We start from the raw sequence: 17,079 nt of genomic DNA, 5'->3' as shown, positions 1-17,079 counted from the left end.
ACGCCTTCCTCGCCGAGGATGACCCCTGTGCAGGCACCCACCACCACGACGGCGGCCTGGTCGCGTCCCGCGGAGCGGATCATGGTCGCGATCAACCGCGATCCGCTGACCGCCCCGAACGCCCTCCGCAACGACGCGGTCCTCGCCATCCTCGTCGCCGGCTTCTCCGCCGTCCTCGCGCTCACGGTCGACGACGGCCGCAGCCCCGACGCGCTCGGCTGGACCCTGCTGCTCGTCTCCCACGTACCGCTGGTGTGGCGCCGCCGCCGTCCGGTGCTCGTCCTGCTCGGCGTGATCGCCTGTGTCTGCCCCTACCACTTCCTCGAGTACACGCACACGGCGGCCACCCAGAGCGCCTACGTCGCCCTCTACACCGTCGCCGTCACCGGCCGTCCGCTGCGCACCGTCCTGGTCGGCATCGGTGTCATCGCCTTGTCGGTGAGCGTGATGCTCACCATCAGCGCCCACGAGGCACTGGGATTGCTGAAGGCGTCCGGCTGGGTCGTCGCCGTGCTGTTCTGCGGAGTCGACGTGCGTTTCTACCGCCAGTACGTCGCCTCCATCGTGGAACGCGCCGAACGCGCCGAACGCACCCGCGAGGAGGAGGCCCGGCGGCGGGTCGCCGAGGAGCGGCTGCGCATCGCCCGGGACCTGCACGACCTGCTCGCCCACAGCATCACCCTGATCGGCGTGCAGACCTCCGTCGCCGCCCACGTGCTGTCCGCCGACCCGGAGCGGCTCGACCGGGAGACGGTGGCCAAGGCCCTCGACGACATCGCCGAGACCTGCCGCAGTGCCCGCGGCGAACTCCGTACGACCCTGGAGGTGCTGCGCGAGCACGGCCCCCAGGACGCCCGAGGCCCGCTGCCCGGCCTCGACGGTCTGCCCGACCTGGCGGAGGCGGCGCGGCTGGCCGGAGCCCGCGTCGAGCAGACCGTACGCGTTCGGCGGGCACCGCCCGCCGTGGGCGCCGCCGCCTACCGCATCGTGCAGGAGGCACTCACCAACGCCGTACGGCACGCGGGACCCGAACCGGCCGTCCACGTCGAACTGGACGAACGGCAGGGCGCCCTGCACCTGTCGGTCCGCGACGACGGCACCGGACCGTCCCCCGGCGGCACCCCGGGCTTCGGCCTCGTCGGCATGCGGGAGCGGGCCCGCAGCGTCGGTGGCACACTCGACGCCGGACCGGGCACCGGGGGCGGATTCGAGGTGCGGGCGGTCCTGCCGCTGACCACGACGGGGGAGAGAGCCGGATGACCATACGGGTGCTGCTCGCGGACGACCAGACCCTGGTGCGGGAGGCGTTCGCGATGCTCGTGGAGTCGGCGCGGGACATGGAGGTCGTCGGCCGGGCCGCCACCGGCCGGCAGGCCGTCGAACTGGCCCGCGGCGCACGCCCCGACCTCGTGGTGATGGACATCCGGATGCCCGACCTGGACGGCATCGAGGCGACCCGGCTCATCGCGGCCGACGAGGACCTCGCGGACGTACGGGTGCTCGTCCTCACCACGTACGACACCGACGAGAACATCGTCGAGGCGCTGCGGGCCGGTGCCTCGGGGTTCCTGGTCAAGGACACCAGGCCGGCCGAACTCCTGGACGCCGTCCGCACGGTCGCCGCCGGCGAGGCCCTGCTGTCGCCCGGACCGACGGCACGGCTGATCGAGCGGTTCCTGCGCAGCCCGTCCGCACCGGCGACCGGAGGGCCCGAGTGCCTGTCCGGCCGGGAGCGGGAGGTGCTCGCGCTGGTCGCCCGCGGCCTGAACAACACGGAGATCGGCGACGCGCTGGGTTTGAGCCCGCTCACCGCGAAGACCCATGTCAGCCGCATCATGGGCAAGCTGGCGGCGCGGGACCGGGCCCAACTGGTCATCGTCGCCTACGAGTCGGGCATGGTGACACCGGGCAGCGTCTGACGGGCGGCGGAGCGCTACAGCAGCCCCGCCGCCGCCAGGTATGTGCCGACCTGCTCCACCTCGTCCGGGGACAGCGGGATCTGCGGCTGTGCCGTCGCCGGGCAGGCGATGACCCCGCGCAGGTGCAGCGCCGCCTTGAAGGCGCCGATCGCCGAGGAGTTGGGGCCCATCCGGGCCGGGTCGCCGACGCCCACCATGCCGAACAGCGCGCACAAACGCTCCTGTTCGGCACGGGCCCCGTCCCAGTCACCGGCGCGGCACAGGCCGTCCAGGCGGACGTAGCCCTGCGGGTCGACGTTGCCGAGGCCCGGCACCGTGCCGTCCGCGCCGATCGCGAGCGCCGCGTCGACGATCAGCTCGGACCCCGTCAGCACGCTGAAGCCGGTGATGGCCCCGCGTTCCCGGGCGCCGGTCACCACCTGGCGGAAGGCGGCCAGGTCACCGCTGGAGTCCTTGAGCCCCGCCACCACCCCGTCGGCGGCGAGTTCCAGCACCACGTCGGCCGGCAGCTTCGTGTGGACGGCGACGGGAAGGTCGTAGGCGATGACCGGCACCGGGCTCGCGGCGGCGACCGCCCGGAAGTGGCGGGCGATCTCCGCGGGGTGGGTGCGGGTGTAGAACGGGGCGGTGACGACGACCCCGTCCGCGCCCGCCGCCGTCACCGACGCGACGTGGTCCAGGACCCGGGGCGTCGTCATGTCGATCGCCCCGGTCAGCACCGGGAGTTGCCCGCCCACATGACCGGCGACCGACTCGACGACCAGCCTGCGCTGCCGGTCGGGAAGGAACGCCGCCTCCGAGGTCGAGCCGAGTACGAACAGTCCGTGCACCCCGCCCGCCACCAGATGGTCGACGAGCGAGAGCAGCGAGGGGACGTCCACCTCGCCGTCAGGTGTCAGCGGCGTGCAGACGGGCGGGATGACACCGGTCAGCGGGGCGAGGGCCATGGAGTCTCCATCGGGGTGCGCCTGGACGAGGCCGCGGGTCGGCTCGTCCTCCCGGACAGGATGGTGGCAGCGGAAGCGGTGCGCGGGCGCCGACGCGGCCGAGAGGCCCGGCCTCTGCTCCGCGCGGGCCCCGTCCGTCCTCCGGCAGCGCGTGCGGAGCGGGCGGCCGCTCGGCGGGCGGGTCGCCGACGGCACCGGCCCGAACCGCGGGACCGGGCCGATCGGGAGGAGCATGCCGTGCGGGACGAACACCGGGGCCGGGGCCGGGCGTTCCGTGAGGCCGAGCAGTAGGCCGAGGACCCGGCTCAGGAACGACCCGTCCAGGGCGGGAGCGGACCATGATGGGGTCATGACCGAGCTGTGGAGCGAGAGTGACGCCGGTGTCCTGAGGCTGCCGTCGGGCCGGCTGGTGCGGGGCCGGGGCCTTCGCCACCCCCTGGATCCCGGCGAGCCCCTTCCCGCCTACGGTGTGTACCTGCTCGGCCGGCGGCCGCCCGAGGTCTCCTGGGAGTCGGACTGGATCCGCTGGCCCGACTTCCGTCTCCCCGTGGACCGGGCGGCAGCCCGAGCGGTACTGGCCGAGGTGTGGGAACGGGCCGCCGGGGAGCGGGTGGAGCTCGCCTGCGGAGGCGGCCGCGGCCGCACCGGCACGGCCCTGGCCTGCCTGGCCGTGCTGGACGGGGTGCCGGGGGAGGAGGCGGTGGAATACGTCCGGCGGCACTACGACCGGCATGCCGTGGAGACGCCCTGGCAGCGACGGTACGTGCGCGGCTTCGGCACGGGGTGAGCCTTCCTCCGGCCCGGCACCTCATACCTCGGTCGCCCTTCCGGTGAGCGCGGGTGCCGCCCGGGGAGATGCATCGGGGCCATGGACCTGCGTCGTGTCCGCGAAGAACACGGCCTGGGGTGTGCTGTGGACACCGCGCAGCGCAGCACGAGGTCTGATTCTCGCCAGCGCCGCCCCGTCGTGGTGATCACGCTGAAAGCATGACGACACCGGTTCCAGCGGACTCCGCACGCCTCCTCGCCGGCATGTACGCCGCAGAAGCGCAGTACTTCGCCGCCGGGGGCCCGGGCGAGGCCTCTTTCGGGCTGCTCGCCCCCATCTTCTTTCCCGTCCTGCAGACGATCACGGTCAAGGACGGGCGGATCACCGAGGTCCGCCCGTTCTACTGGGACTCCTCGGTCATCGCCGCGGCCTGCGCCGAGCCCGGGTCTGTGAGCTGAGTCGCAGGGTGTCGCAGCATGAAGACGTCGATCGGGTTCTGGGTCTCCACCGTGAAGCCGTGGCGTTCGTAGAGGTGGCGGGCCGGGCTGCCCTGGAGGACGTTCAGGCGGACGAGGTCGCCGGAGACGTCCGTGGTGCTCAGCAGGGTGCGCAGGACCGCTGAGCCCAGGCCCCGGCCCTGGAGCGCCGGGATGAGATAGAAGTGCTCCAGCCAGTGGCCGTTCTCGGACGGACGCAGGCAGACGCTGCCCGCGAAGGCGCCCGCCGACGTGATGACCCACGTGTGCCGGGGGGAGAAGCCGTCCCGCAGGCGCTGCCTGACCCGGTGTTCGTCGTAGCGGCCCAACCGCTCCAGGTCCGGGCGCATCACCACGGCCCGTAGTTCCGCTATCGCCTCGACGTCCGCCGGCCGCGCGGGGCGCATGCTCCACTCCGGCTCCGGGTGTCCTTCCGTCGTTCTCATGACTGGATTCTTTCGAAAAGACCCCCGTTTTGCAGCGCCTTGTGCCGAACCCCTCTGCGTTGAACGGCAGTTGTAGAACACAGACCCCTCCGGAGTGTAGTCGCCGAGCGTCACCTGAAAGACGCGAAGAGTGAAAACCCGCAGGGGAGGGGAGCACGGTGGAGGCACGACACTCGGCGCTCTGCGCCGAAGAAGCGGAGGACGCGGTGAAAGAATTGCGGGCAGAACTCGCCAAGGCCGGAATTATCCGGCCCTCACTGGGACTTGACCCGGCGGGTCTCGCGCGCAAAGCGCCCTGCCCGCTCGCCGTACCGGGCCGGACGTCCCCGGACGGCGCCCTGCGGCTCGCGGCGGTGCGGCGATGAAGCCCCCCGTCGGCGCGTATGTCGTGGACACCCGCAGCGGCCGCATCGGCATCGTGATGGGGCATGAGGGGCCCTACGTGCAGCTGAGGCCGTACGGAGGCGGCAGGGAGTGGGACGCCGACCCCGGAGCCGTCCGGCACGCCACCCCGGCCGAGCGGCTGCGCGCGGCGACCGCGTACGCCAACGCCCGCAGCAGGGGCGAGGTCCCTTGACGTGACGGCCCTGCCAGAATGGCTCCATGAGTCTGTTCCGCGACGACGGCATCGTGCTGCGCACCCAGAAGCTGGGTGAGGCGGACCGGATCATCACGCTGCTCACGCGCGGTCACGGACGGGTACGCGCGGTGGCCCGGGGCGTGCGCCGGACGAAGTCGAAGTTCGGTGCGCGTCTCGAACCGTTCTCCCACGTCGACGTGCAGTTCTTCGCCAAGGGGAGCGAGCTGGTCGGACGCGGGCTGCCCCTGTGCACCCAGAGCGAGACCATCGCGCCGTACGGCGGCGGCATCGTCAGCGACTACGCCCGGTACACGGCCGGAACGGTCATGCTGGAGACCGCCGAGCGGTTCACCGACCACGAGGGAGAACCGGCCGTGCAGCAGTACCTGCTGCTGGTCGGCGGGCTGCGGACCCTCGCCCGGGGAGAGCACGCACCCCATCTCGTGCTCGACGCCTTCCTGCTCCGCTCCCTCGCCGTCAACGGGTACGCCCCGAGCTTCACCGACTGCGCCAAGTGCGGGATGCCCGGACCCAACCGGTTCTTCTCGGTCGCCTCGGGCGGTTCCGTCTGCGTGGACTGCCGTGTCCCCGGCAGCGTCGTACCCTCGCCCCAGGCCCTGGAACTCCTCGGCGCCCTGCTGACGGGAGACTGGGAGACCGCGGACGCGTGCGAGGCCCGCTACGTCCGCGAGGGCAGCGGGCTGGTGTCCGCCTACCTGCACTGGCACATGGAGCGCGGGCTGCGCTCCCTGCGCTACGTCGAGAAGTAGCGCGAGCAGCGCACCACCGAGCAGCCGCACCACCGAGCAGCACACAAGCAAGCGAGCACGAGGAGACGAGAAACACATGGCCGTACGCGGGATCCTGGGGCGTCAGCGCCGGGAGTACAGGACGCCGGAGCCGCACCCGTCCGGCGCGCGGCCCCCGAAGATCCCCGGGGAGTTCGTACCGCAGCATGTGGCGATCGTCATGGACGGCAACGGCCGCTGGGCCAAGGACCGGGGGCTGCCCCGGACCGAGGGTCACAAGGTCGGCGCCGAGCGCGTGCTGGACGTGCTCCAGGGCGCCATCGAGATGGGCGTGGGCGCCATCTCGCTCTACGCCTTCTCCACCGAGAACTGGAAGCGCTCGCCGGACGAGGTGCGCTTCCTGATGAACTTCAACCGGGACTTCATCCGCAAGACCCGGGACCAGCTCGACGAGCTGGGCATCCGCGTGCGCTGGGTCGGACGGATGCCGAAGCTGTGGCGGTCCGTCGCCAAGGAGCTCCAGGTCGCCCAGGAGCAGACCAAGGACAACGACAAGCTCACGCTGTACTTCTGCATGAACTACGGCGGACGGGCCGAGATCGCCGACGCGGCGCAGGCACTGGCGGAGGACGTGAAGAGCGGCAAGCTCGACCCGTCCAAGGTCAACGAGAAGACCTTCGCGAAGTACATGTACTACCCGGACATGCCGGACGTGGACCTGTTCCTGCGGCCCAGCGGCGAGCAGCGCACCTCCAACTACCTGATCTGGCAGAGCGCCTACGCAGAGATGGTCTTCCAGGACGTCCTGTGGCCGGACTTCGACCGGCGTGACCTGTGGCGGGCCTGCCTGGAGTTCGCCTCCCGGGACCGCCGCTTCGGCGGGGCGATCCCGAACGAGGAGTTGCTGGCCATGGAGGGCGAGCAGCCGTAGCGGCGCACGGGTCCGGCGGCCCTTCCCGCGGCCGTCGGACCGCGCCGACTCAGGGGCGCGGGGAACTGCGCGATCGGCCTCGAACCAGGCCGCAGCCGGATGACCGCGTCACCCCACGGCGATACCGCTCAACCGCCGGAGGCAGCCGCGCACTCCGCACAGGTCCCGAAAATCTCCACCGTATGAGCCACGTTCACATACCCGTGCTCCGCGGCGATGGACTCGGCCCACTTCTCCACCGCCGGCCCCTCCACCTCGACGGCCTTGCCGCAGCCACGGCACACGAGGTGGTGGTGATGGTCGTCGGTGGAGCAACGCCGGTACACCGACTCGCCGTCGGCCGTACGCAAGACGTCGACCTCACCGGCGTCGGCGAGGGACTGCAGGGTGCGGTAGACCGTGGTGAGCCCGACCGAGTCGCCCTTGTGCTTGAGCATGTCGTGCAGTTCCTGCGCGCTGCGGAACTCGTCGACCTCCTGCAGGGCCGCCGCCACAGCGGCCCGCTGCTTGGTGGCGCGGCCCTTCACGGACGGTCCAGCGGTCGTCACCGTTGCCTCCTCACGTCTGCCTTGCCCGGGCCATTGTGCCAGTCCGGGGTGGGGGCGGTCAGACGCCGACCTCGTCGGCCGCCTGGCGGCTGCCCGGGATCGTGCAGTCCCCGGGATCGGCCGAGCCGTCCGCGGCCGCCCGGGCCCGGGCGCGGCGGCGGGCCAGCGGGGCCGCGAGCGCCGTCAGGGCGATGAACGCGCCGATGGTCAGCAGCACGATCGTCGCGCCGGGCGGCACGTCCTGGTAGTACGAGGTGACGGTGCCGCCGATGGTCACGCTCACGCCGATGGCCACGGCGATCACGAAGGTCGCGGCGAAGCTGCGGGTGATCTGCTGGGCGGCCGCGACGGGCACCACCATCAGCGCACTGACCAGGAGCAGCCCGACCACCCGCATCGCCACCGTCACGGTGACGGCCGCGGTGACCGCCGTCAGCAGGTTCAGCACGCGCACCGGCAGCCCGGTCACCCGGGCGAACTCCTCGTCCTGGCTGACCGCGAACAGCTGCCGCCGCAGGCCGAGGGTGACCAGGACGACGAACGCGGCCAGGACGCAGATCGCCGTGACGTCCGACTGGGACACCGTCGACAGGGAGCCGAACAGGTACGACGTCAGGTTGGCGTTGGAGCCCGTCGGCGCGAGGTTGATGAACATCACACCGCCGGCCATGCCGCCGTAGAACAGCATCGCGAGGGCGATGTCGCCGCGGGTCTTTCCGTACCAGCGGATCAGCTCCATGAGGACCGCGCCGAGGACGGAGACCAGGGTGGCCATCCACACCGGGGACCAGGTCAGAAGGAAGCCGAGGCCGACGCCGGTCATCGCCACGTGGCCGATGCCGTCGCCCATCAGGGCCTGGCGGCGCTGGACCAGGTAGATGCCGACCGCGGGGGCGGTGATGCCGACCAGGACGGCGGCGAGCAGGGCCCGCTGCATGAAGGCGTAGTCGAGGAAGTCCATCAGCTCAGCAGTCCCGTGCGGATCGGTTCGGCGCCCGCGGGTGCGTGCGGGTGTACGTGGTCGTGGCCGGGCAGGGCGTGCTGGCCGACGGCCTTCGGGGGCGGCCCGTCATGGACGACGCAGCCGTCGCGCAGCACGACCGCCCGGTCGATCAGGGGCTCCAGGGGGCCCAGTTCGTGCAGCACGAGCAGCACGGTCGCGCCCTGGGACACCTGCTCGGTGAGGGTGTGCGCGAGGACCTCCTGGCTGGCCAGGTCGACGCCGGCCATCGGCTCGTCCATGATCAGCAGTTCGGGTTCGGAGGCGAGCGCGCGGGCGATCAGCACGCGCTGGTGCTGGCCGCCGGAGAGGGCGTCGACCGAGTCCTTGGCTCGGTCGGCCATGCCGACGAGGTCCAGGGCCCGTCGTACGGCCGCGTGGTCGGCCTTGCGCAGTACGCCGAAGCGGGCCCGGGACAGGCGGCCCGAGGAGACCACCTCGGTCACCGTGGCGGGCACGCCGCCGGCGGCCGTGGTGCGCTGCGGGACGTAACCCACGCGGTGCCAGTCGCGGAACCGCCTGCGGTCCGTGCCGAACAGCTCGATCTCACCGGCACCGGTCTGCACCTGCCCGATGACACTGCGCACGGCCGTCGACTTGCCCGAGCCGTTCGCGCCGAGCAGCGCGACGACCTCGCCGCGGTGCACGGTGAGGTCGATGCCGCGCAGCACGGGGCGCGAGCCCAGGTCCGCGCGGACACCGCGCAGGGATACGACGGGCTCGGTCATGCCGTCCTCCGATGGGTCGATCACTTGGCTCCCAGGGCCTTTTGCAGGGCCTTGAGGTTGGATTCCATGACCTGGAAGTAGTCGTCGCCGCGGGACGTGTCCGTGATGCCCTCGAGCGGGTCGAGGACGTCGGTCTTCAGGTTCGCGTCGCGGGCGAGGGTCTTGGCGGTCTTGTCGGAGACCAGTGTCTCGTAGAAGACGGTGGTGACGCCGTCGGCCTTCGCCTCCTGCTGGAGCTCCCGGACCCGGGCGCCGCTGGGCTCGCTCTCCGGGTCGATGCCGGAGATGGCCTCCTGGGTGAGGCCGTAGCGCTCGGCGAGGTAGCCGAAGGCGGCGTGGTTGGTGAAGAAGACCTTGGTCTTCGTGTCCTTCAGGCCGTTCTCGAAGTCGCTGTTCAGCCCGTTCAGCTTCGTGACCAGGGACGCGGTGTTCTTCTTGTAGTCGGCCGCGTGGTCCGGGTCGGCCTTCTCGAAGGCCTTGCCGACGCCCTGGGCGATCTCGGCGTACTTCACCGGGTCGAGCCAGACGTGCGGGTCGCGGGCGTGCTCCTCCTCCTCGGAGTGGCCTTCCTCGGAGTGGCCTTCCTCGCCCTCGTGGCTGTGGCCGCCGGTGCCGTGGTCCTCGAGGTGGGTCAGCGTGGCCGCGTCGATCTTGGTCTTGATGCCGGTCTGGCCGACGGCCTCGTCGACGGCGGGCTGGAGGCCCTTGAGATAGAGCGCCGCGTCGGCCTCCTCCAGCTGCGCGCGCTGCTTGGTGCTGATCTCCAGGTCGTGCGGCTCCTGGCCGGGCTCGGTGAGACTGGTGACGTTCGCGTGGTCGCCGCCGATCTGCTGGGCGAGGAACGCCATGGGATAGAACGACGCGACGACGTCGAACTTGTCCGTGTTGCCCGAGGCCGCGCTGTCGCTGGAGCAGGCGGTCAGGGCGCCGAGGCCGAGAGAGGCGGCCGCGGCGGCGGGTATGAGGCGTCGTCGTACGTTCATGACACTCATTTTCAACAAATATGGAAACCGTTGTCAACAAACCGCCCGAGCAGGGCCTTGAGGTCCCCGGAGGGGGAGCGATTTGATTGAGGGGGCGTCCCCGCCGGTAACCTGAGACATTCGCTGGAAGCAACTCGCTCCGCCCGCCCGTCTCCCGACCACCACCCCTCATCGAGGCGCTTCCGCGCCGCCCCCATCAGTTTTCGTCGTCGTAATGAAGAGAGCACCGTGGCCGCCGACAAGATCGACACCATCGTCAGCCTGAGCAAGCGCCGTGGCTTCGTATTCCCCTGCAGTGAGATCTACGGCGGTCAGCGCGCCGCCTGGGACTACGGCCCCCTGGGTGTCGAGCTCAAGGAGAACCTCAAGCGCCAGTGGTGGCGCTACATGGTGACGTCGCGCGAGGACGTCGTGGGCATCGACTCGTCCGTGATCCTGGCCCCCGAGGTCTGGGTCGCATCCGGTCACGTCGCCACCTTCACGGACCCGCTGACCGAATGCACCTCCTGCCACAAGCGGTTCCGCGCGGACCACCTGGAGGAGGCCTACGAGGAGAAGAAGGGCCGCGCCCCGGAGAACGGCCTCCTCGACGTCAACTGCCCCAACTGCGGCAACAAGGGCCAGTTCACCGAGCCCAAGCAGTTCTCGGGCCTGCTGTCCACCCACCTCGGCCCGACGCAGGACTCCGGCTCCGTCGCCTACCTGCGTCCCGAGACCGCACAGGGCATCTTCACCAACTTCTCGCAGGTGCAGACCACCTCGCGCCGCAAGCCGCCGTTCGGCATCGCCCAGATGGGCAAGTCCTTCCGCAACGAGATCACGCCCGGCAACTTCATCTTCCGCACCCGCGAGTTCGAGCAGATGGAGATGGAGTTCTTCGTCAAGCCGGGCGAGGACGAGAAGTGGCAGGAGTACTGGATGGAGCAGCGCTGGAACTGGTACACCGGTCTCGGCCTGCGCGAGGAGAACATGCGGTGGTACGAGCACCCGAAGGAGAAGCTCTCCCACTACTCCAAGCGCACCGCCGACATCGAGTACCGGTTCTCCTTCGGCGGCAGTGAGTGGGGCGAGCTCGAAGGCGTCGCCAACCGCACCGACTACGACCTCGGCGCCCACTCCAAGGCCTCCGGCCAGGACCTCACCTACTTCGACCAGGAGGCCGGCGAGCGCTGGACTCCCTACGTCATCGAGCCCGCGGCCGGTGTCGGCCGCGCGATGCTGGCGTTCCTCCTGGACGCCTACATCGAGGACGAGGCGCCCAACGCCAAGGGCAAGATGGAGAAGCGCACCGTGCTGCGCCTCGACCCGCGTCTGGCCCCGGTGAAGGTCGCGGTGCTGCCGCTGTCGCGCAACCCGGAGCTGTCCCCGAAGGCCAAGGGCCTCGCCCAGGCGCTCCGGCAGAACTGGAACATCGAGTTCGACGACGCCGGCGCCATCGGCCGCCGCTACCGCCGTCAGGACGAGATCGGTACGCCGTTCTGCGTGACCGTCGACTTCGACACGCTCGAGGACAACGCCGTCACCGTCCGCGAGCGCGACTCGATGAAGCAGGAGCGCGTCTCCCTCGACCAGATCGAGGGCTACCTGGCGGCCCGTCTGATCGGCTGCTGATCGCCCCTTCTCGCACAGCGGTGCCGGGTTCCTCCTCGGAGGGGCCCGGCACCGGTGCGTTCCGGCGGCTTCACAGATCCAGGTCCACGTAGACGGCAGCGTGGTCCGAGGCGCGGTTCCACTTCGAGGTGACCGAGTCGAAGGACTTGATCGTCGAGGGTGCCCAGACGCCGCGCCGCTCGACCTCCACGTGCTGCACCTGGTCCCACAGCGGTGGCGGCAGCATCAGATAGTCCAGCTTCTGGCTCTCGCTCTTGCCCGTCCCGTAGGTGCCCGGGGTGCCCCGGTACCCCGGGTGGCTCATCACGTCCCGCAGACCCGTGCCCAGCAGGGCACGGATCGCCTCGCTGGACGGTTCGTCGTTGAGGTCGCCGGCCACGATGACGTGCGGGGAGCGTTCCAGAGCGGACTGGTAGATCGACGCCACCCGCCGGGCCTGCGCGATGCGCAGCTCCGGGTTGTCGTCGCTCTGGCTCTTGAGGTGGTTGCCGAGCAGCCACAGCGGCGGCCCGCCGATCTGGATCTCGTACTCGGGGCAGTCCCGGCTGAAGAGGTGCTTGCCCGGGCGGTCGGGGTCGGCGTCGAAGACGTGGGACCTCATGGACGTGATCGGGTGGCGGCTGAGGATCCCGACGTCGATGCCGCGCGGGTCGTTGCCGTCGATCACCATGTCGTAGGGGTACGGCGTCCTGTTCAGGTCGGCGCCCAGCACCTGCTCGTTGAACCGGCGCAGGGTCGTGCGGTCCTCCACCTCCACCGTGAGCAGGATGTCGGCGTCGATCTCGGCGATCACCCGGCCGGTGTTGTACACGACCTCCCAGTCCAGGTCGTCACGGACCAGTTCCACCCAGCCGGTCCATGCGCGGCGGCCCTTGGCGACGATCGTGAACTTGATGTTGTCGCCGCTGCCCGTCGTGTCGAACAGCGTGTCCTTGCCGCGCGTCTCGTTGATGAAGAACGGCCTGTCCTTGCGGGAGTCGTGCACGCGGTGCTTCTTCAGCAGTTCGGCGATGCGGACCTTGGTGACGTCGTCGTAGGTCTTCTTCTCCAGCAGGGACACCAGCTCGGCGTAGTCGTCGAGGATCTCGCGGCGCTGCTTGTCGTCCGGCAGGCGGAAGACCTTCGGGCGGCGGAAGAGGTTCTCCGTGTTGAAGGTGGCGATGCGGATCGTCATGGCGCACTCCCTCGGGCGGCGCAGGAGTTCCGCGCGACCGGTGCGCGGGCGCCGCCGGGGAGACCGCTCACCGGCACTTCCATTGTCGGAGCCCATGTGAACCGTGTCGAACGGTGGGGCCGCTGGGGCCCCTGGGCACGGCCCACCGCAGTCCGGCCCGGACCACGCCGCTGACAAGTATCGACTGACAGATATTGAAATCTGTCAGCTGTCATGGCATCGTGGAGAGCATGACGATGCGAACCCGACCCCTCGGAACCACAGGCCCCCAGGTCTCCGCCCTCGGCCTCGGCTGCATGGGCATGTCCGCCCTGTACGGCGAGGCGGACCGGACGGAGTCCATCGCGACGATCCACGCGGCGCTCGAAGCGGGCGTCACCCTGCTCGACACCGGCGACTTCTACGCCATGGGTCACAACGAGATGCTGATCGGCGAGGCCCTGCGCGCCGCCCCCGCCGCCCGGCGCGAACAGGCCCTCGTCAGCGTCAAGTTCGGCGCCCTGCGCGGCCCGGACGGCAGCTGGCTCGGATACGACGGCCGTCCCGCCGCAGTGAAGAGCTTCGCCGCCTACTCCCTCCAGCGGCTCGGCGTCGACCACATCGACGTCTACCGCATCGCGCGCCTCGACCCTGACGTGCCAATCGAGGAGACGGTCGGCGCCATAGCGGAACTCGTCGAGAAGGGCTATGTGCGGCACATCGGCCTCAGCGAGGTCGGCGCCGCGACGATACGCCGGGCAGCGGCCACCGCCCCCGTGTCCGACCTCCAGATCGAGTACTCCCTCATATCCCGCGGCATCGAGGACGAGGTCCTGCCCACCGTCCGCGAGCTGGGCATCGGCATCACGGCGTACGGCGTGCTCTCCCGCGGCCTGATCTCCGGCCACTTCACCGCGGACCGGCAGCTCGGCGCGGGCGACTTCCGGGCGATGTCGCCGCGCTTCCAGGGCGACAACCTCCGGCACAACCTGGATCTCGTCGAGGCCCTGCGGAAGACAGCCGAGCAGAAGGGCGTCAGCGTCGCGCAGATCGCGATCGCCTGGGTGCTCTCCCGAGGTGAGGACATCGTGCCCCTGGTCGGCGCCCGCCGCCGCGACCGGCTCACGGAGGCGCTGGGCGCGCTGGAGGTGACGCTGGAGCCAGCCGACCTGGCCGCGATCGAGGAGGCCGTGCCGGCCGGAGCCGCCGCGGGCGACCGCTATCCGGCGGCCCAGATGGCGCACCTCGAGAGCTGAACCCGGCTGCGGGTACGGTCAGGGCATGGCACCGACCAGCGAGACTCTGACCGCCGAGCGCATCCTCGAGGCGACCGAGGAGGTGCTGCGCCGTCACGGCCCGGCCAAGGCCACCGTGGTGGACGTGGCGCGTGCACTCGGTGTCAGCCATGGCAGCGTCTACCGCCACTTCAGGACGAAGGCGGCCCTGCGCGAGGCGGTCACCAAGCGCTGGCTGGACCGCACCTCCGGGCAGCTGTCGGGGATCGTCGCCGCCGACCGTGTCCCCGAGGACCGGCTGCGGGACTGGCTCGCCGCGCTGTTCGCCGCCAAGCGACGCAAGGCGGGCGAGGACCCGGAGCTGTTCGCCACGTACATGGTCCTCACCGACGAGAACGGCTCGGCGGTGGGCGAGCACATCACCGACCTGGAGACGCAGCTGACCCGCATCATCCAGGCCGGTGTCGAGTCCGGCGACTTCGCCGCCGCCGACCCGGAGGCCTCGGCCCGAGCGGTCTTCCAGGCCACGGGCCGCTTCCACGACCCCTGTTACGCGAGGGAGTGGGAGGAGCCGGGCACCGAGGCCGACTTCGCGGCGGTCGTCGACCTGCTCGTGCAGGGGCTGCGGCGAGCGCCGTAGTCCCCGGCACGGCAACGGCCCGAAGCGGCCCCGCGTCTGCGGCGTGATCCAAACGACAGGCCCTAAGCCGCCGTCGGATCCACGGTGGCCTGGTGGGCCTCCAGCAGATGCTCCTCCGCCTTCAGCCAGGGCAGGAACTGGGCGCCTCTGCGCCAGCCGCAGGTGTCGCATCTGATCGTGCGCTGCACACCCGTCCGGAGCACCCGCACCACGTGCTCCCGGCCGTGCTGGTCCCACCGGCTGACCTTGCTCGTGTCGATCTGTGTCATGACGCCTCCCGCGTCGAGAAATCCGCCGTCCCGGCCTGCTCGCAGCAAGGAGTGTGCAGCACGACCGACACCAACAGGGTTTCCCCGGAAGCCCGTTATCAGGCCGTGAGAGAGCTCGGTCGACCGTGCGGGGCAGCCGCAGGCTCAAAAGGCCGGTCAGCGCGACTCCGCAGACCTGCACCAGCAAAGTCGCGACCAGGGCGTCCCGCATGCCCATCCCCGGGACCAGGGACAGGAACAGCGCGCCCAGGGTCGCCACACCGAGGGCCGGCGCCGACTGCTGAGTGGTGATCATCACCCCGCTGCCGACACCGGCGCGGGCGGGCGGCACCTCGGAGAGGATCACCCGGTGGATGACGGGGAGTTGCAGCGCCTGTCCGGCACCGGCGGCCACCCCGCCCGGAAGCAGTTCGACGAAGCCGACGTGCGGCCAGAACCACCAGGCGGCCAGCGCCATCAGGGTCAGGCGGATCCCCTGGAGGACGGCACCGGCCGTCACCACGCGCGTGCCGTACCGGGCGACCAGGCGCGGGCCCAGCAGCGAGAACACGAAGAACACCACCGCCGGCGGCGGGAGTGCCGGGCCCGCGGCGACCGGTCAGGGCCGCCGTCGGCTCAGACTCGGAGCCCGGCGGCGTCGCGCACCTGCGCCGACTCCAGCCTCGCTGCGGCCCGTTCGGCCGTGCCCCGGGCCCACCGTCCGTTCGTCACCGCGCCCAGTGCCAGCACCGCGAAGCCGCACACCGCGAGGATCCACCACCCGGGCCGCGCCGCGGACACGAACGTCTCCCGGTACGGGGACGCGCCGACACCCGAGGCGAGCACCGCGCCCACGACGGCCACCCCCAGCGTCTGCCCGAGCTGGCGGCTCGTGGAGGCGACCGCCGCCGCGACACCCGCCTGGGCGCGGGGCATGCCGGAGACGGCCGTGTTGGTGATGGGCGCGTTGACGAACCCGAAGCCGATGCCGAAGAGGACGTAGCCGGCGAGGAGCGTGACGTTCGAGGTCTCCGCCTCGAACGCGGCGAACAGGACACCGCTCGTCGTCATCGCGAGGCCCGCGATCAGCAGGGGCAGGCGGGGGCCGCGCGTGCCCACCAGGCGGCCCGACAGCGGCGCGCACAGGAACGTCGGGACGGCCATCGGCAGCATCCACAGACCTGCCTCCAGGGCGGTCAGCCCCCGTACGTTCTGCAGGTACAGCGTGGACAGGAACAGGAAGCCGCCGAGCGCGGCGAACGCGCTGATCGCGATGACCGTCGCCCCGCTGAACGGCGCCGAGCGGAAGAAGCGCAGGTCGATCAGCGGTTCCCTGCGGCGCGGCTCGTACAGGAGCAGCCCGGCGAGCGCGGCCAGGGCGACGGCGGCCGGCGGCACGAGGGAGCGGAACGGCGTGCTGGGCGCCTCGATGATCGTGTACGTCAGCGAGCCGAACAGCGCGATCACCAGCACCTGCCCGACGGGATCGGGGCGGCGGGCGCGAGGGGCGCGGGACTCGGGGACGAAGCGCAGGGTGAGAAGCAGGGCCGCCAGGCCCACGGGCAGGTTGATCCAGAAGATGGAGCGCCAGCCGACGGAGTCGACGAGAAGGCCCCCGACCAGTGGGCCGGCGGCCATCGAGATGCCGACGACCGCGCCCCAGACGCCGATCGCCCGGGCCCGCTCGCGCGGTTCGGTGAAGGTGTTGGTGATGATCGACATGGCGACCGGGTTCAGCATCGAGCCGCCCACCGCCTGCACCGTCCGGAACGCCACCAGCGCCTCCAGATCCGGCGCGAGGGAACACAGCACCGAGCCGATCGTGAAGACGACCAGACCCGCCATGAAGACCCGCTTGCGGCCGATCCGGTCGGCCGTGGAGCCCGCGAGCATCAGCAGCGAGGCCAGGACGAGCGTGTACGCGTCGATCGTCCACTGCAGGCCCGACGTGCTCGCGTGCAGGTCCTGCTGCATGGACGGCAGGGCCACGTTCAGAACCGTGTTGTCCAGGCTCACGATCAGCAGGCTCATGCAGCAGATCGCGAGCACCAGCATGCGGCGGCGGGGGCTGAGCTCGGGCATGCGGCCCATCGTACGCCGATTTCGATAGTGTGGC

General features: G+C 71.0%; 19 protein-coding genes and 1 pseudogene. 10 read left to right on the top strand and 10 right to left on the bottom strand.

The window, feature by feature from the left end:
* The first annotated feature begins 18 nt into the window (after positions 1-18).
* Both AB0F04_RS04545 and AB0F04_RS04540 read left to right on the top strand, forming a co-directional pair.
* Complete coding sequence (locus AB0F04_RS04545) at positions 19-1,260, top strand: sensor histidine kinase (RefSeq protein ID WP_362037707.1); 1,242 nt, start codon at positions 19-21, stop codon at positions 1,258-1,260.
* Positions 1,257-1,919, top strand: a complete 663-nt coding sequence (locus AB0F04_RS04540) for a response regulator transcription factor (protein WP_362037705.1) — start codon at positions 1,257-1,259, stop codon at positions 1,917-1,919. Before AB0F04_RS04545 ends, AB0F04_RS04540 begins: the two co-directional genes overlap by 4 nt.
* A 14-nt stretch (positions 1,920-1,933) precedes the next feature.
* Here AB0F04_RS04540 and AB0F04_RS04535 read toward each other — a convergent pair whose 3' ends face one another.
* On the bottom strand, positions 1,934-2,866 hold the full coding sequence (locus AB0F04_RS04535; RefSeq protein ID WP_362038660.1) for a dihydrodipicolinate synthase family protein: 933 nt from the start codon (positions 2,864-2,866) through the stop codon (positions 1,934-1,936).
* Between the two features lie 349 nt (positions 2,867-3,215).
* On the opposite strand from AB0F04_RS04535, the gene AB0F04_RS04530 reads away from it, so the two are divergent.
* Both AB0F04_RS04530 and AB0F04_RS04525 read left to right on the top strand, forming a co-directional pair.
* Entirely contained in the window at positions 3,216-3,653 is a 438-nt protein-coding gene (locus tag AB0F04_RS04530) for a protein phosphatase (RefSeq protein ID WP_362037702.1), read from the top strand.
* 200 nt (positions 3,654-3,853) lie between these two features.
* Positions 3,854-4,093, top strand: a complete 240-nt coding sequence (locus tag AB0F04_RS04525) for a hypothetical protein (protein WP_362037700.1) — start codon at positions 3,854-3,856, stop codon at positions 4,091-4,093.
* On the opposite strand, the gene AB0F04_RS04520 is transcribed toward AB0F04_RS04525, so the two are convergent.
* The gene (locus tag AB0F04_RS04520) at positions 4,036-4,557 is read right to left on the bottom strand and encodes a GNAT family N-acetyltransferase (RefSeq protein WP_362037698.1); all 522 of its coding nucleotides are present in this window, start codon (positions 4,555-4,557) and stop codon (positions 4,036-4,038) included. The genes AB0F04_RS04525 and AB0F04_RS04520 overlap by 58 nt on opposite strands.
* Before the next feature lie 361 nt (positions 4,558-4,918).
* Between AB0F04_RS04520 and AB0F04_RS04515 the strand changes: the two genes are divergently transcribed.
* From AB0F04_RS04515 to AB0F04_RS04505, 3 genes are all read left to right on the top strand, one after another.
* Positions 4,919-5,134, top strand: a complete 216-nt coding sequence (locus AB0F04_RS04515) for a hypothetical protein (protein ID WP_030836519.1) — start codon at positions 4,919-4,921, stop codon at positions 5,132-5,134.
* A gap of 26 nt (positions 5,135-5,160) precedes the next feature.
* Positions 5,161-5,907: a DNA repair protein RecO gene (gene recO, locus AB0F04_RS04510; protein WP_003990109.1), complete on the top strand. Its 747-nt coding sequence runs from the start codon at positions 5,161-5,163 to the stop codon at positions 5,905-5,907.
* A gap of 76 nt (positions 5,908-5,983) precedes the next feature.
* Positions 5,984-6,817, top strand: coding sequence for an isoprenyl transferase (locus AB0F04_RS04505; protein ID WP_362037696.1), 834 nt, complete (start codon positions 5,984-5,986; stop codon positions 6,815-6,817).
* Between the two features lie 128 nt (positions 6,818-6,945).
* Here AB0F04_RS04505 and AB0F04_RS04500 read toward each other — a convergent pair whose 3' ends face one another.
* The 4 genes from AB0F04_RS04500 to AB0F04_RS04485 are packed head-to-tail and all read right to left on the bottom strand — an operon-like array spanning position 6,946 to position 10,076.
* Positions 6,946-7,365, bottom strand: coding sequence for a transcriptional repressor (locus tag AB0F04_RS04500; protein WP_104780680.1), 420 nt, complete (start codon positions 7,363-7,365; stop codon positions 6,946-6,948).
* A 58-nt stretch (positions 7,366-7,423) separates the two neighbouring features.
* Complete coding sequence (locus tag AB0F04_RS04495) at positions 7,424-8,326, bottom strand: metal ABC transporter permease (RefSeq protein ID WP_362037694.1); 903 nt, start codon at positions 8,324-8,326, stop codon at positions 7,424-7,426.
* Positions 8,326-9,093: a metal ABC transporter ATP-binding protein gene (locus AB0F04_RS04490; RefSeq protein ID WP_053669282.1), complete on the bottom strand. Its 768-nt coding sequence runs from the start codon at positions 9,091-9,093 to the stop codon at positions 8,326-8,328. Before AB0F04_RS04490 ends, AB0F04_RS04495 begins: the two co-directional genes overlap by 1 nt.
* A gap of 20 nt (positions 9,094-9,113) precedes the next feature.
* A complete protein-coding gene (locus tag AB0F04_RS04485) occupies positions 9,114-10,076 on the bottom strand; it encodes a zinc ABC transporter substrate-binding protein (protein ID WP_362037692.1) in 963 nt (320 codons plus the stop codon).
* A 228-nt stretch (positions 10,077-10,304) separates the two neighbouring features.
* On the opposite strand from AB0F04_RS04485, the gene AB0F04_RS04480 reads away from it, so the two are divergent.
* Positions 10,305-11,687: a glycine--tRNA ligase gene (locus tag AB0F04_RS04480; RefSeq protein WP_362037689.1), complete on the top strand. Its 1,383-nt coding sequence runs from the start codon at positions 10,305-10,307 to the stop codon at positions 11,685-11,687.
* Positions 11,688-11,757: 70 nt separating this feature from the next.
* Here the strand turns inward: AB0F04_RS04480 and AB0F04_RS04475 are convergent, their stop codons facing one another.
* Positions 11,758-12,861 carry an endonuclease/exonuclease/phosphatase family protein gene (locus AB0F04_RS04475; RefSeq protein WP_362037687.1) on the bottom strand — a complete coding sequence of 368 codons (1,104 nt, stop codon included), beginning with the start codon at positions 12,859-12,861 and terminating at the stop codon, positions 11,758-11,760.
* Between the two features lie 230 nt (positions 12,862-13,091).
* Here AB0F04_RS04475 and AB0F04_RS04470 point away from each other — a divergent pair, with 230 nt between their 5' ends.
* Positions 13,092-14,096 carry an aldo/keto reductase gene (locus tag AB0F04_RS04470; RefSeq protein ID WP_362037684.1) on the top strand — a complete coding sequence of 335 codons (1,005 nt, stop codon included), beginning with the start codon at positions 13,092-13,094 and terminating at the stop codon, positions 14,094-14,096.
* Between the two features lie 25 nt (positions 14,097-14,121).
* The gene (locus tag AB0F04_RS04465) at positions 14,122-14,715 is read left to right on the top strand and encodes a TetR family transcriptional regulator (RefSeq protein WP_362037683.1); all 594 of its coding nucleotides are present in this window, start codon (positions 14,122-14,124) and stop codon (positions 14,713-14,715) included.
* Between the two features lie 62 nt (positions 14,716-14,777).
* On the opposite strand, the gene AB0F04_RS04460 is transcribed toward AB0F04_RS04465, so the two are convergent.
* From AB0F04_RS04460 to AB0F04_RS04450, 3 genes and pseudogenes are all read right to left on the bottom strand, one after another.
* Complete coding sequence (locus AB0F04_RS04460) at positions 14,778-14,984, bottom strand: hypothetical protein (RefSeq protein ID WP_362037682.1); 207 nt, start codon at positions 14,982-14,984, stop codon at positions 14,778-14,780.
* Between the two features lie 121 nt (positions 14,985-15,105).
* Positions 15,106-15,582, bottom strand: a pseudogene (locus tag AB0F04_RS04455) (MFS transporter); the annotation flags it as partial.
* Positions 15,583-15,599: 17 nt separating this feature from the next.
* A complete protein-coding gene (locus AB0F04_RS04450; protein WP_362037680.1) occupies positions 15,600-17,045 on the bottom strand; it encodes an MFS transporter in 1,446 nt (481 codons plus the stop codon).
* Between the last annotated feature and the right edge of the window lie 34 nt (positions 17,046-17,079).

The organism is Streptomyces sp. NPDC029041, from assembly GCF_040637515.1.
In the GTDB taxonomy this organism is placed as follows: Bacteria; Actinomycetota; Actinomycetes; order Streptomycetales; family Streptomycetaceae; genus Streptomyces.
This window is presented reverse-complemented; position numbering and strand designations above follow the sequence as displayed.